9 protein-coding genes are annotated in these 14,954 nt (G+C 41.5%); 2 read left to right on the top strand and 7 right to left on the bottom strand.

Annotation, left to right across the window (positions count from 1 at the left end; all coding sequences use genetic code 11):
- Positions 1-68: 68 nt before the first annotated feature.
- Positions 69-962 carry a LysR family transcriptional regulator gene (locus OCV27_RS11345; protein ID WP_125320666.1) on the top strand — a complete coding sequence of 298 codons (894 nt, stop codon included), beginning with the start codon at positions 69-71 and terminating at the stop codon, positions 960-962.
- 164 nt (positions 963-1,126) lie between these two features.
- On the opposite strand, the gene OCV27_RS11340 is transcribed toward OCV27_RS11345, so the two are convergent.
- From OCV27_RS11340 to OCV27_RS11325, 4 genes are all read right to left on the bottom strand, one after another.
- Positions 1,127-3,685, bottom strand: coding sequence for a dermonecrotic toxin domain-containing protein (locus OCV27_RS11340; RefSeq protein WP_125320667.1), 2,559 nt, complete (start codon positions 3,683-3,685; stop codon positions 1,127-1,129).
- A gap of 405 nt (positions 3,686-4,090) precedes the next feature.
- Positions 4,091-5,092: a 23S rRNA pseudouridine(2604) synthase RluF gene (gene rluF, locus OCV27_RS11335; RefSeq protein WP_125320696.1), complete on the bottom strand. Its 1,002-nt coding sequence runs from the start codon at positions 5,090-5,092 to the stop codon at positions 4,091-4,093.
- 372 nt (positions 5,093-5,464) lie between these two features.
- Positions 5,465-5,605 (bottom strand): DUF3149 domain-containing protein, encoded by a 141-nt coding sequence (locus tag OCV27_RS11330; RefSeq protein WP_125320668.1) that lies wholly within the window; start codon positions 5,603-5,605, stop codon positions 5,465-5,467.
- A gap of 164 nt (positions 5,606-5,769) precedes the next feature.
- Positions 5,770-6,639, bottom strand: a complete 870-nt coding sequence (locus tag OCV27_RS11325) for a TraB/GumN family protein (RefSeq protein ID WP_125320669.1) — start codon at positions 6,637-6,639, stop codon at positions 5,770-5,772.
- Positions 6,640-7,011: 372 nt separating this feature from the next.
- Here OCV27_RS11325 and OCV27_RS11320 point away from each other — a divergent pair, with 372 nt between their 5' ends.
- A complete protein-coding gene (locus OCV27_RS11320; protein WP_125320670.1) occupies positions 7,012-9,669 on the top strand; it encodes a beta-N-acetylhexosaminidase in 2,658 nt (885 codons plus the stop codon).
- A 41-nt stretch (positions 9,670-9,710) separates the two neighbouring features.
- Here the strand turns inward: OCV27_RS11320 and OCV27_RS11315 are convergent, their stop codons facing one another.
- The 3 genes from OCV27_RS11315 to OCV27_RS11305 form a co-directional block, all read right to left on the bottom strand.
- On the bottom strand, positions 9,711-11,099 hold the full coding sequence (locus OCV27_RS11315; RefSeq protein ID WP_125320671.1) for a peptide MFS transporter: 1,389 nt from the start codon (positions 11,097-11,099) through the stop codon (positions 9,711-9,713).
- A gap of 362 nt (positions 11,100-11,461) precedes the next feature.
- Entirely contained in the window at positions 11,462-13,126 is a 1,665-nt protein-coding gene (gene asnB, locus OCV27_RS11310; protein WP_125320672.1) for an asparagine synthase B, read from the bottom strand.
- A gap of 231 nt (positions 13,127-13,357) precedes the next feature.
- Complete coding sequence (locus OCV27_RS11305; protein WP_125320673.1) at positions 13,358-14,944, bottom strand: cation:proton antiporter family protein; 1,587 nt, start codon at positions 14,942-14,944, stop codon at positions 13,358-13,360.
- Between the last annotated feature and the right edge of the window lie 10 nt (positions 14,945-14,954).

Raw genomic sequence — 14,954 nt, 5'->3', positions numbered from 1 at the left:
TCACTGTTGCGATTTTCGAACATATAATCAAGGCTGTGTTGTTGGATTTCGTTCATCAGGAAGGGAGTATGGACAGACTAGAGGCGATGAGAGTCTTCGTTGCAATAGTAGAGCGTGGTAGCTTAAGTGCGGTCGCTGAGCATTTAGACATGTCTCGAAGCAAAGTGACTCGGTACTTAGGAGAGTTAGAAAAATGGATGGATACTCGATTACTGCATAGAACCACGCGTAGCTTGAGTTTAACCAGTACTGGAAAAGAAACGTTGAATGTTGCTAGGGAACTGCTCGCTCTTGAAGACTCTTTAAATGGGATCAGAAATCAAAACTCACTGAACTTGAAAGGGCAGTTACGCATTACAGCAAGCTATTCGATTGTAGAGAGTTGTTTGATTGATGTGATTAGCCAATTCGTTGAGTGTTGGCCTGAGGTTTCCATTGATATACTCTCTACAGATAAGACTGTAAATCTTGTTGATTCGCGAATCGACTTGGCGATCAGAATTACCAATGACCTCTCACAAAACGCAGTTGCTAAACACCTTGGAGAGTGTCGCTCTGTGATATGTGCAGCACCTTCTTATATCGAGCGGAAAGGCACACCAAGTAGCGCACAAGATCTTGTTTATCATAATTGTTTGTCATTCAGTTATTTTGGCCGCACAGCATGGACGTTTGATGGGCCAAATGGTAGTGAGTCGATTGCTATTCAAGGAAATGTGAGTGCCAATACCTCTGAAGCTTTGTTAGCTGCAACACTCAAAGGTTGTGGTATAAGTTTACAGCCTACGCCGAGCGTAAAGCCATTAATTGATGACGGTAAATTGGTTGAATTGTTATCTGATTGGCAACCTCAAACACTAGGCGTTTATGCAATATACGAAACACGCAAACAGATAACACCGCTTTTAAGAGCGTTTATCGACCATTTGTCGGAGACGATGGGAGAATCACCAGTTTGGTAGGTGTGAAGACATCCATTGAGATCACTGGAAGTGTAAGCGAAGATACGCACGTAAGTATGCAGAGTCAGAATAGTGATTATTTAGATGATGAAAAATAACTTGGGCGCCAGCGTAATTACTGGCGCTTTTGTGTGGTGCAGTCTTATCGTTAGAGTTGTTTAGCCCTAGTGGACTGTGTCTGAGGAGGCTAAATGCGCCTCGTCTTGGTGCCAGAATAAATCCTTTCTACTTGCATAACGTTCTCTGAACGACATTTCTGGGCTTAATGGGTATTTGAGTGTTGCTTTCATTTGCTCAAATGCCCGTTGCGCGACTTCAGGTAATGCTGTTGCATGTGGGTTAATGAGCAACTCAGCCGTCCTTAGTTGTTGATCTTCGAGTAGGGTACTGTACGAGGTTTCTGCACCGGTAAATGGACCCATGGCAAACATGATGTCCTCAGGTGGAATATTGAGAGTTGCGACTTCACTGAGAGACTTGTCTCTCAATAGAGTATCTACCGATTTACCTCCATGGTTGAGTTCAATCGCATACACGTAGCCTCGTTGATTGTGTAGCGCATAGTTTACCGCTATACCTTGATCAGTTGTGGTCGATATTACACCGCGAATACCACGAGTATGATGCGCAAGTTGTGTATACTCGATGCGCTCAATTTTACGGTTAAAGCCAGAGTGGAAGATTTCGTCAGGCAGACGTGTGTCACCTCGATATACTAGCGCTCCTTTAAGCTCGGTATCGTACGTTTGGTAGAATGGAAGATTACGAATTTCACGTTGCGCGGCTACATTTACTTCGTGCAGTTTATTCACATCGGTTAAGTAGGCTTGTGGATCAACTTTACTTTCTAGTTCATAGAAATCACGCAGTGCGTCATCGTTTCTGCCGCCCATATCAGCATAACCAGAGCCACCTATACCAGGACGTTCAGGTAAATCCTCGGGCAAAAGGAGTTCTGGTAAGTCACTTCTCTCACTGCCATTGCTTGATGCGACATCTACATCAGGGGTGACCTCGTTACTAAGATCATCGCCACCACCTCGCAGACCAAGGTTTTCAAGGAACTGTATGTCACCCGTTTCTGGGTTTACTGTGCGCACTACGCGTTTTCCTTCAAGCAAACGGCCACTGGCTGGATCCACTTCTCGATAATAACTAAAGCCATCTGAACGTAGTAAAGCGCCTCGACTTTTGTTGGTGATCCTCACACCTAGTAGCTCTTCGCCAGTTTGGGGATGAACCACTATTTTTGGCATGGAAGTAAAGTCATTTAGCTGCTGTGCTGGAAAGCCTGGGTTCATGACTATGGTATTTGGTAGGGCTTCTGTTGCTATTTCTGTCGCTTGTGCAAGAGAGCGTCCATATTGTGCGAGTGCTGGTAATATTGTGGTTGCACCGATAATAGCGGCGTTAATGGATGACATTTTGGTTCCTTCAAGGCGCTCTTTTAAAGTATCACCGAAGATGGCTTTGTCGATACTTAAACCAAACTGACTTGTACTTAAGGCAATATTAAGAGGGATACCGACTTCAGGTGCTATCACATCCACCACAGGAAGTAGGGTCATGACACTGTAAGCCACCGAAAGAATGTAATCGCGCTGCGCTTCTTGGTTAGATTTGATCATGGTGTCGCCATCACTAACTAGGCGAGCTTTCATCTGTTCTGTCATTCGAGCAAATACATTACCGTGGACTGGGTGACGTTTCATCATCATGTAGCCTTCTGACCACGATCCTGTTGCGAACCCATTTATGGCCACATCAACACCAGAATATGAAGAACCATTTTGCCTTAGATAAAGGCTAAAGTGTTTTTCCATATCTTTTCGGGCAGCTGAGCTTTTCAGGCTTTTGAATAGGTGCTTTTTGAGTTGACGTTCACTTCTATAAGCAAAGAAAGCTTGAGTTGCTCCAGGAATGTACATCAAGCCACCTTGGCCATTTTTCGCTTCGATTAACAAAATATCAGTTGAGTCATAGCCGTATACATCAAATCGATACACATCCACGTCTCTTATTTTGGTTGGATTGAGCAAAGAGATCGCTAACTGGTATTGAGCTTGATCAAGTAGGCCGTGTTGATACTGTTTGTAGGCTGAGAAAGCGTAGCTATCTCGCATAAGCTGGGTATAGCGAGTGGTGTTATTAGCCCAGAATGTTTTAAGTGCTTGTGTATATGAGCCCTGAATGTCTAAGTCGTAATAGGCTATGTCCCAAAGCTTGGAAGAAAGTAGACGAACTTCATTTCTTTCATCAAACGCTTGGCCACTGGCATCTTGAGTGTAAATGCCTGTATCTACATTTATTGTGTCCGGAAAGGTATCTCTGTATTGGCTAAACGCGTTCAGCATAACAGCTTGAGTTACTGTGTAGGTTTGTTTTGGATGTTCGTAGTGAGCCCAGCCGTTATAGGTCCGGTGGCTACTTTGTGCACCATCAAATCGGTGATAAAAAACGGCATCAGGGTCAATGTTATGGTAGCCATGTTTAGCGAGTGCCTGTTTGACTTTTTGCGATGTGACGAGCAGTGGATCTGGTATGGATTGAGTTATGTTTGCGTAATCTTTAGCAAAGTGGAGCTGCCAAGCTTTATCAAATGGTTGTAGTAAGTCTGAGGTGACGTTTCTACGTTCAATCGAATTTTCATTCGCAAAAACCATGGTGTTTGGCAGAGTGAAGGCCATAGAAACAGCCAAAGTAGCAATAAGTTTTTTATGCATGTTATGCCTTTTTAAAGTTGAATTTTTATATATATGCTCACTTGTGTATATTTTTATTGTTATGAAATTTATAATGATAAAATACATTGTAATTACTAATGTATTTATTACTTAAGTGTAAGTAAATGTTATCATTTTTAATGAAATGGTGGTTATGAATACTTGGTCCTATGCACGGACAGGTTGCCGAGAAGGGGAGTGTTAAAAGGCGCTGATGCTTTATGGATAGCGATTGAACAAGATTAATTTTTAATTTTTTGAGGCATGACTTTTGGGCGTTACTCCTAACGAGATTTGTCCATAGTTTTTAAGTTACTCTTGCACTAAAAAGCTATTCAGTGAAATCCTGAACAGCTTTATTAATTTCAGTTGGTGGTATTGGATCTATAGACGACTCAGGCACTGCTACTTTTTTAAGCTCAATGTCCCTTGTTTTCTAGGCTGTGTTTTTTGGCCTGATTTAGCTTTGGGATTGTCACGTTTTGGCTTAGTATCCGAGGATTCAAAGTGTGACTTTTTGGTATTGGGGCCACGGCGAAACTGCTCGGCATCATTGCCTTTAAAGGTGCGTGTTTTTTGGTTGCGTCTTGCTTTTGAGTCTTTGTTTTCGTCGCGACTATCAAACAGCTTGGCATCGGTTGCCCTGCGTATTTTTTTTCCTTGTGTATCGGTTTTTGATGCGTCTTCTGTGCCGCTGGAGTGCTCACACATGGCCAAGATTTCTTCTAATTCACCATCGGTTAGGTAGCGCCATTGGCCGTTCGGGATGCCATCGAGAGTGATATTCATAATGCGTACACGGCGCAGTTTAAACACTTCATAATCCAATGCTTCACACATTCGACGAATCTGACGGTTTAGACCTTGTGTTAAAACAATACGAAAGGAGAACTTTGTCTCTTTGGTGACTTGGCAAGGTAAGGTGGTGGTGTCGAGGATATTAACGCCAGAGCTCATATTTTTAATGAATTGCTCAGTGATGGGTTTGTTCACTCGTACTACATATTCTTTCTCGTGATTATTACCAGCGCGAAGAATTTTGTTGACGATATCACCATCATTGGTCAAAAAGATCAAGCCATCTGAGGGTTTATCCAAGCGTCCGATAGGAAAGATACGTTTTTTATGGCCAATAAAATCGACGATATTGCCTGCAATATCTTTCTCGGTTGTACAGGTAATCCCAGTAGGTTTATTTAAAGCGATATATACGGGACGTTCTGTGGCTGCACTTATGAGTTTTCCATCGACACAAACATCGTCACCATGCAGTACTTTTGTACCCATTTCCGGTATCTGACCGTTAATGGTCACCCGACCATGTTCTATTAGGCGGTCAGCCTCTCTGCGAGAGCAAAAACCCGTTTCACTAATAAATTTATTTAGGCGCTTTGGATCTGATGTCATCATATTCTCTCTTAACGTTTCACAACGGCATGTGTTAGGGATTTAAAATCGTTTTTATGTTTATTTTGGGAATTCTAACACTATTGTTTTATTAGAGTAAGAAGTGTTTTATTAGAGTAAGAAGTGTTTTATTAGAGTAAGAAGTGTTTTATTAGAGTAAGAGCTGTTTATTTGAGTGGGGTAACGTCTCATTATAGTCAGAAGTAGGGGGTAACTGTAAGATTCGACGCACAGTAGAACCGTCAATAGATATTGCGATCCTAGCTTACGAGCTTGAATGTTTTCACAGTACAATAAATAAAAAACCGAAGCAGAAAGTGAGTCTACTTCGGTGCATAGCAACAACCTATTTTAAAATAGGGCTAGGCGATTCTAGTGAGGAGATTTGTCATGCATTACTTTGTAAACGAAGTAACCAGCATAGAACAGCATCAAGCCTAAAGCTCCGAAGATGACTAACATCGAAGATAGTCCAACTGCATTACCAAATAGGAGATTTAGCCATAAATCCATGTTGCCTCCAACATTGAAGTAGTGATGACAGGTAATACGATAAGGTAGAATGACAACCAAGGTACTGATCTGGATCAATGATATTAGATTAGTTGCGTAAATTGCTGCTTATAGGAAGGTTTTATCTATAAGAAAAAATATCCTTGTAAGAGGTCAGTCAATTATTAATATCCAAACTCACAATTGGCTGCATGACTTTTTGACTTTTGAGTCACTTTAAACCCTTTAGCTTTTAGCAATGTAAGCAGATTATTTTCACCAATGAGATGTAATGTGCCAACGACAACCAAGTAAGTTGCTTTACTTTTCTTAGACCAATTTGGCTTGGCAAGCTGCTCAGCCCAGTTTAGATTTCTTTGGCTAATAAACGCGTTTTCCAACTCTGGTGACATTTCAGTCAGTGTTGAAAATTGATTGAGTTTTTGTAAGTCACCTGCTTTCCAGCTTGCGATTAAACATTTGGTTAAGTCCTCTGATCGATCAAATTCGTCTAAAGCACTTAACAATAATTCTTTACCTGAGTCTTTTTGACCAGTCAGCAAATCGATTTGAAATTGAAGAGACTCAAGACTAAATACTGGAATGTTCTGAGCTGTCGCTTTGTACATTAGGTGAGTATCTATCCCGTGAGATGCTTGATAGCCAAGATATTCAAACTGCTTCATCTGTAGTGCCAAAGCCGTTGCCCATGGAGGGCTTTCTAGGAGCTGTTTAGCATCGATATTAAAAAGGCTGGCTAGGCCGCGCAGAGTTTCTTGCTGCTTAGTATCGAGAACATTTTTAGTAACCATTGTTATCTCAGGATAACTGACATCCTGCATTTTTCTGATATCAGCTTCCACAATCAGCCCTGAACTTGAACTTAATGCATCTGTGATGGCTTTCGGCAAGGGATACATGCTTTTGTCTCCAACATGCACCGAGCCAAAGATAATGTAGCGCATATTTCCTTTCTCTACTTGCCAAAATAGCGGCTCAGCAATGGATGATAGTGGGAAAGTGATGAGAAAAATCGATAACCATACTTTTTGCATTTAGCCGTTTACCTTACGGAAAAATTGTTGAAATGAATTGCTTTTAACGTGATTTAACGATAGCAATTTGAGTATAAAATCACATTTTTATACTTTGTTATATAGTTTAGCTTAATCTTATGCTGCTCGTCCTGTGATCATCCTCCTAGTTCTAAGGGGTAGGGCAGGAAATAGTGTGATACATTTCATGTAAATATTGTTACTTTGTTAGTGGCAAAATCAACGATTATTTTATCCTATTGTTTAAAAAGATATTTTTATTATTAATAAAATTAAGTTTCGAGCAAGATCACTTTCATGGCTTGATAATTTTACCCTGAGAAACATCTCGGAATATGCTGAAAAAAGCGGTTAATTAGGGGTAGTATTAAGATGGTTAGAAAAGGTCTGCTGGCAACATCGATCATTGCGACATTAGTAGGATGTAGTACTTTGCAATCACCACAGCAAAGTGCAGTGAATTTATTAGCAGAGAATCTTGATATTGACTATCAAGTGCTGACAAACCATGGTGCAAGCCAAGGATTAGAATGTCAAAAACTGGGAGCAGAATGGGCTTCCTGTAATCAAGTCAATATGACTTTGGTTAACAAAGGGCAAGCTATTGATTCAAAAAATTGGTCAATTTATTTCCACAGCATTCGCTTAATTCTTGCAGTTGATAGTGAGCAATTTATTGTTTCTCATGTCACTGGCGATCTGCACAAATTAGAGCCTACCGACAAGTTTGATGGTTTCTCTGCGGGTGAAGAGGTGGTTCTCCCTTTAATTGGTGAATATTGGCAGTTATTTGAAACTGACTTTATGCCACGAGCATTTGTTACCTCTCCTGGTGCCGAACCTAGAGTTATTGCATCTCTTGATACTGAAAATACAGGTTCTTTTGTATCAGGCCTAGCAGGGAATAATTTAAAACGTACGCCTGATGATGAAAATGTTTTTGCTAATGCGACTTCGCGGTTTGAGAAAAATCAGGATTTAGCCAAACAAGATGTATCAGCAGCCTTGATTCCAACCCCCATGCATATTGAACAAGGTCAAGGTGAGCTTGATATTACTCAGGGAATTGCCTTGCCGTCTGAAGCGTTTTCACCCGAGCAATATCAGGCACTTGAAACACGTGGTGATTTTCTTGGAGTAAGCCTTGAGGGGCTTCTAGCGGTTAATTTGGTTATTGATCCAAATTTGTTCTCTGGTGATTTTATTAAATCCGGCGCTTATCACCTGCAAATCACTACAAGCGGCATCAAGATTAATGCTTTTGATCAAGCTGGTGCTTTTTACGCTGTTCAATCCATTTTTGCACTTATAGATGGTCAAAATCCTGATTCATTGCCTGCTGTCTCAATCAAGGATGCGCCTCGCTTTGAATATCGAGGTGTGATGGTTGATGTGGCGCGTAATTTTCATTCCAAACAGGCTATCCTCGCAACTCTTGAACAAATGTCAGCGTATAAAATGAATAAGCTACATCTCCACCTGACCGATGATGAAGGGTGGCGCATAGAAATTCCCGGCTTACCAGAGCTAACTGATATTGGCGGTCAGCGCTGTTTTGATGAGAAAGAACAGAGCTGTCTAATACCTCAATTAGGCTCGGGACCAGAGGCAAATAACTTTGGTAGCGGCTATTTTAGCCGTACTGACTTTGTAGAGATCTTGAAATACGCCAATGCTCGTCATATTGAGGTGATTCCTGAAATTGATATGCCAGCGCATGCTCGAGCGGCGGTAGTGTCAATGGAGGCGAGGTACCAGCGTTTGATGCAAGCGAATAAAGTCGAGGAGGCGAACGAGTATCGCTTGATTGATCCTGAAGATACTTCAAATGTTACCACAGTTCAGTTCTACGATAAGCAGAGCTTTATTAACCCCTGCTTGCCTTCATCTACTCGCTTTGTTGACAAGGTTATGTCTGAAGTAGCGGAGATGTATAAAGAGGCTGGTGCACCATTAACAACATGGCACTTTGGCGGTGATGAAGCGAAAAATATTAAATTGGGAGCGGGTTTTCAAGACATAAATGCCACAAAAAAAGTGGTTTGGAAAGGAAACATAGCTCTTTCCAAACAAGATAAGCCATTTGCACAGTCTCCTCAATGTCAGAATTTAGTGGCTAGTGGCGTAGTGAGTGATTATGCACACTTACCAAGTTACTTCGCCGAACAGGTGGCTAAAATTGTCAAAGATAAACAAATAACCAATTTTCAAGCATGGCAAGATGGCCTTAAATACAGTGAGGGTGCAAAAGTTTTTGTCACTGAAAATACGCGCGTGAATTTCTGGGATGTGCTTTACTGGGGAGGAACCAAGTCTGTGTATGAATGGGCGAGCAAAGGCTACGATGTCATTGTTTCAAGTCCTGATTATGTCTACATGGATATGCCATATGAAGTCGACCCTAAAGAGCGTGGATACTACTGGGCAACTCGAGCAACTGATACAAGAAAAATGTTCAGTTTTGCTCCAGAAAATATGCCGCAGAATGCCGAAACATCACTGGATCGAGATGGCAAAGGTTTTTCTGGAAGCACTGATATTGCCGCTGGACCATTTTATGGTTTATCTGCCCAGTTATGGTCTGAGACCGTTCGAAATGATGAACAATATCAATATATGGTCTTTCCTAGAGTGCTTGCTGCTGCCGAACGAGCTTGGCATAAAGGTACTTGGGAAAATGAAGTCAAAGTTGGCGTCGAGTATTCCCAAGGCACAAATCTAGTGAATAAAAGGCAGTTAAATAATGATTATAATCGCTTTGCCAATATTCTAGGTCAGCGCGAATTGGCGAAACTAGAAAAGTCAGGGATTGAGTATCGCCTTCCTATACCAGGTGGAAAAATTGAGACAGGTACGCTAATGATGAATACTTCTTTTCCTGGAGTAGATTTACAGTACTCATTAGATGGAGAAAACTGGCAGGTTTATCAAGAAAATGCTCGACCTGAAGTGCAAGGAGATGTCTATATTCGTTCTGTTTCAGCCAGTGGAAAGAAATCAAGTCGAATTACTAAAGTAAACTCTAACTAAAATGAAAAACGCCCGATTTATCGGGCGTTTTTGACTAAGAATTACACCGCTAGGCTTTGCTGCTCTTCAACTTGTTCTGCGTTACTAGTTGGCGCTTCCGCTCCATGCATCCAGCGAACTAAAGTATTGGAAAATAGTAACAGGATAACACCTGATATAATGGCCGTTACAGCAATGCCACTGAAGATTGCCATTGCGCCAAGTTCACCTACATGGGAGCCTACGTAACCAGCCACATAGTTAGCAATTGCAGTACAGCCAAACCATGCCCCCATCATCAACGAAGCTAAACGCAGTGGTGCTAGCTTAGTCACTAATGACAGACCAATTGGTGACAGGCAAAGTTCACCTAAAGTATGAAAGAAGAAAGCACCCACTAGCCAAAGCATTGACGTTTTGACGCTAGTATCGCCATCTTGCTGCATAACGGCGCCAATCATGCACAGAAAACCTAAAGCTAAAAAGAACATGGCAAGCGCAAATTTCACCGGAGAATTCGGCTCTCGTTTACCCAATTTTACCCATAAAATAGCGAGTATCGGTGCTAGGGTTATGATGAAAAATGGGTTGAGGGATTGAAACCATGCTGCCGGAATTTCAAAGCTACCTATCATACGATCTGTATATTGCTGAGTGTAAATATTCATCAAGCCACCAGCTTGCTCAAAGCCAGCCCAAAAGACAATAGTGAAGACACTCATGACCAAAATGACTTTGATGCGATCAAACTCTTCTTTTGTGAGAGCTTCTTTTCTGTGAGATTTTTGACGAGCAAGTTCGCGTATTGCTGATGGTTCACGGCCTATATCGCCAAGCCAAGATTGGGCTAAGCTGATTTGCATCACAAGGCTAATCAGCATACCGATTCCGGCAACAACAAAGCCTGACTTCCAGCCAAACTCGCCAGTCACAGAGCCTACAATAATACCTGCTAGTAATGCTCCTATATTGATGCCCATATAGAAAATAGTAAAGGCGCCATCACGGCGGTTATCACCTTCTTGGTAGAGATCGCCCACCATGGTTGAGATGTTTGGTTTAAACAGGCCATTACCTGCAATCAATAGAGCGAGACCAAGATAGAAACTGTGTAAAGTGCTCATACCTATCATGTCAGCGGGTAGTGCAAGTGTAAATTGCCCTGCAGCCATAAGGGTGCCGCCTATCAATATCGACCTACGTTGCCCTAAGTAGTTATCTGCAAGCCAGCCACCAATTAAAGGGGTGATATAGACAAGACCGGTATAAATACCATACAAATCTAGCGCATCTTTGGTTGACCAGCCCAAACCGCCATTTATTGTTTTATCAGTGAGGTATAGAACCAAAATGGCACGCATACCATAGTAAGAGAAACGTTCCCAAAGCTCGGTACCAAATAATAGAAATAAGCCTCGCGGATGGCCGAGGATCTGTCGATGATTTGCCATAAATTTTACTAATCTAGTCCATTAAAGAATTTAATATGCTAGTACATATATTAATTAGTTAAAATAACTGTAATATAGTGATTTATCAGCTTTATTTATGGTTATGACATAACCTTTTGAAAAATAGGTGTAAAGAGGTTTAACAATAAGGCAGGATTTTTTAATAGAACTAAGTTTTCATAACTGATGTGTATATTTTTACATTTAGCTGTCATGTGTCGGATGTTTTTTTGTTAAATACTTCAATGCTGACTTATGAGTCATTAGATCCTTTGTGATTTTTGAAGCTACGCTAATGGAGTGGCTAGCCGAAAAGAGTTGAGCCTTATAAAGGCTCAACAAGTTTTAATAACAATCCAAGTTTAGTAAGAATCATTATGAACTGCTTGAACTGCTCGTCCTGACGGGTCTACGCAGTTCTGGAAAGATTCATCCCATTCGATCGCTTTGGCTGAGGAGCAAGCGACGGAAGGCCCTCCTGGTACACATTGTGCTGCAGAAGGAAGAGGAAATAGCTCTTCAAATATTTCACGATAAACATACCCTTCTTTAGTGGTTGGCGTGTTGTAAGGGAAGCGAAAACTAGCGGTTTCCATTTGTTGGTCAGTAATTTTGCTTTCTGCGACTTCTTTTAGAGCATCGATCCAGCCATAGCCTACACCATCAGAGAATTGTTCTTTTTGTCGCCATGCGATCGAGTTTGGTAAGTAGTGCTCAAAGCATTCACGTAATATGTGCTTTTCCATTTTTCCGTTGCCACACATCTTATCCTCAGGATTTAGGCGCATTGCTACGTCAATAAACTCTTTATCAAGGAATGGAACTCTGCCTTCGACTCCCCAAGCTGCTAAAGACTTGTTAGCTCTGGCACAATCAAACATGTTGAGTGCTAGAAGCTTACGTACTGTCTCTTCATGAAATTCTCTTGCATCAGGGGCTTTGTGAAAATAAAGGTAGCCGCCAAAAATTTCATCTGCACCTTCACCAGACAGGACCATCTTGATGCCCATTGCTTTTATTTTACGCCCCATAAGGAACATGGGAGTTGAAGCGCGAATGGTTGTTACATCATAAGTCTCGATGTGATAGATGACATCACGGATGGCATCAAGGCCTTCTTGGATGGTGTAGGTCATTTCATGGTGTACGGTACCAATTTTTTCAGCGACTTCTCTCGCTGCTTTTAGGTCAGGGGCGCCTTCTAAGCCCACTGCGAATGAATGAAGTTGAGGCCACCAAGCTTCAGATTGTTCATCATCTTCAATTCGCATCGCTGCAAAACGTTTAGCCACCGCAGAGGTAATAGAAGAGTCAAGTCCACCAGAGAGCAATACACCATATGGTACATCCGTCATTAGTTGACGTTTTATCGCTGCTTCAAGCGCTGCCGTCAGGTCTTTTTTGCTGGTTGAGTTACCTTGAACTGCGGCATATTCATTCCAGTCACGAATATAGTAACGTTGTGGCTCTGAATCTTTGGAGCTGTAGTAACAGCCAGGAGGGAACTCACTGATGGTTTTACACATCGGAGTCAGTGCTTTCATTTCAGATGCTATATAGTAGTTGCCATGTTCGTCATGACCTTGATAAAGGGGAATGATGCCAATGTGGTCACGGCCAACTAGATATTGATCTTTCTCTTCGTCATAGAGTACGAATGCAAAAATGCCGTTTAATTCTTCGAGTAGGGCCTCGCCCATATCTTGGTATAGCGCTAAGATGACTTCACAGTCTGAATCGGTTTGAAAATCATATTTTCCTTGGTAACGAGCTCGCAATTCTTTATGGTTGTAGATCTCACCATTGACCGCCAAAATGTGTTTTTTATCTGAACTGTACAATGGTTGCGCACCACTATTCAAACCAACAATAGCCAGGCGCTCATGCGCAAGAATAGCCTTGTCTGAAGAATAAATACCAGACCAATCTGGGCCGCGATGGCGGAGCTTTTTAGACATTTCAAGTGCGATTGGACGCAGTGTGTGAGCATCGCTTTTTATGTCGAGAATACCGAAGATAGAGCACATATGACTTCCTTTATAAACCTTTTTTAATCTGTTAACTAAAATCTGCCATCTTGATTAAAAAAATCAATAAAATTTAGCTAAAAAAATAATATAAATGGGTTGTCATTAGATTTCATTCATTTTAAGTGCTGTTTTGATGTTTTTTTTTTAATGTCAGTATGATTTGCAAACAAAAGTCATACTAACAAGGTGAAAGGCAGCGAATTGACTGCTGCCATAAGAGAGAGGGCTCTACAGTGGTGTAAATTGGGGTTTTAGTTGCTCGCAAACGTGGCGAGCGAAACCTGTACCCGCCTCATTATAAATATTATATGCAGCATCTACCCCTTCTTCTATTAAGCTATCGGTTTGATCTGGGTGAGCTGCGATGGCGGCTATCTGGCCACTAAAGTTTCTTTGTTGTAATTGTTCTAGGGCTATCTGATTACCCTGGTGGTGAGGCATTGCAAGTAATACTAATTTGACATTGGCAGTGTCTAAAATCCTCTCCCAAAAATCAGGGTCTGTAGCATCACCAGAAATGACATTACGTCCTTCTGATTGATGTTCATCTGCTGCCTCTTCCCGAACTTCAATACCCAAACTTATTTTGCCATAACGGCTAACTAATTCATCATAGGCTCCAGTACCAATTCTCCCCATGCCTAGTATTAATACTTGAGCATTACCTGGATTAATAAGCTTATCACGGTTATGAAGCCTCTCTGCTGCATGTTCTTTTAGCCAATGCCCTGAACGTCGATATAACTCATGGCCTTTACGATTGAGTGGTGATGCGATAATAAAAGAAATAGATACAGCAAGGGCTAAAGCGACGAACAGATCATTGCTAAGCCAGCCAAGTTTAAACGCAAGTCCACTAACAATTAGCCCAAATTCACTGAAGTTAAACAAACTGAGTGAGGCAAGGAGTGAGGTTCGTACTCTAAACTTAAAGGTGTTAAGAATAGTAAAATACAACAACCCTTTAAGCGGCAATAAGGTTAAAAATAGCAAGGCTAATGCTAACCCTGTCATTGTTGGCTGAACGGATAATCCGATGTTGAGAAAAAAGCACACTAACAAGAGTTCTTTCAAGTTAAATAGCGCTTTAGATAACTCTGAAGCCTTGCTATGACCTGCCAGTAGCATACCCAATATTAGGGCTCCAAGATCTGGCTTCATGCCGACTAATTTGAATAATCCTGCGCCAACGACTAATGAGAAGAAAATCCCAAATAGTACCAGCATTTCTCCATGACCAACCCAATCTAGCACTTTGTAGAATAATGGACGCATCAGTGGTAGAGCAAATACAATAATCGCGTACCAATGGGGAGTTTTGCCTGTAGAAACGGTAAGAAAGATAACCGCAAAAATATCCTGCATGACAAGAATGCCGATGGCGATGGTGCCATAGGTTGAATTCATGTCACCTTTCTCTTGTAACGTTTTGACTGCAAAAACAGTACTGGAAAAAGAGAGAGCAAAACTTAGCAACAGAAGCTGCTCTAATGACATGCTGGTCAGCGAGCTTATTCCCAAAAACTTCAAACACATTAGAGCTGCGCAAAAAACCACTGTCGAAACTAGGTTATGGATGGAAGCTCCAGCCCAAATTTCTTTAGATAAGAGGGTTTTAACGTCTAGTTTCAATCCTATAGTAAATAGCAGTATTGTGACCCCAAGATCAGCAAACGTTACTATGGTCTCATTGCTTTCAAACCCGAACCCATGCAGAGCAAAACCTGTCAGTAGAAAACCAACTAATGGAGGTAGATGGCATTTAAGACTAATGAACCCAGCGAGAAAAACAGCTGAGAGTAAAATGAGTTCCATATGATCTGAC

The sequence above is a fragment of the Vibrio pectenicida genome (assembly GCA_024347015.1).
GTDB classification, from domain to species: Bacteria; Pseudomonadota; Gammaproteobacteria; order Enterobacterales; family Vibrionaceae; genus Vibrio; species Vibrio pectenicida.
The sequence above is the reverse complement of the archived record's forward strand: the minus strand, read 5'-3'. Positions and strand labels throughout refer to the sequence as shown.

What these genes read in the sequence shown, in the direction of transcription:
- OCV27_RS11340 (WP_125320667.1), bottom strand. Translation starts at nt 3,685, where the DNA reads ATGCATAAAAAACTTATTGCTACTTTGGCTGTTTCTATGGCCTTCACT.
- OCV27_RS11320 (WP_125320670.1), top strand. Translation starts at nt 7,012, where the DNA reads ATGGTTAGAAAAGGTCTGCTGGCAACATCGATCATTGCGACATTAGTA.
- asnB (WP_125320672.1), bottom strand. Translation starts at nt 13,126, where the DNA reads ATGTGCTCTATCTTCGGTATTCTCGACATAAAAAGCGATGCTCACACA.
- OCV27_RS11345 (WP_125320666.1), top strand. Translation starts at nt 69, where the DNA reads ATGGACAGACTAGAGGCGATGAGAGTCTTCGTTGCAATAGTAGAGCGT.
- OCV27_RS11315 (WP_125320671.1), bottom strand. Translation starts at nt 11,099, where the DNA reads ATGGCAAATCATCGACAGATCCTCGGCCATCCGCGAGGCTTATTTCTA.
- rluF (WP_125320696.1), bottom strand. Translation starts at nt 5,092, where the DNA reads ATGACATCAGATCCAAAGCGCCTAAATAAATTTATTAGTGAAACGGGT.
- OCV27_RS11330 (WP_125320668.1), bottom strand. Translation starts at nt 5,605, where the DNA reads ATGGATTTATGGCTAAATCTCCTATTTGGTAATGCAGTTGGACTATCT.
- OCV27_RS11325 (WP_125320669.1), bottom strand. Translation starts at nt 6,639, where the DNA reads ATGCAAAAAGTATGGTTATCGATTTTTCTCATCACTTTCCCACTATCA.
- OCV27_RS11305 (WP_125320673.1), bottom strand. Translation starts at nt 14,944, where the DNA reads ATGGAACTCATTTTACTCTCAGCTGTTTTTCTCGCTGGGTTCATTAGT.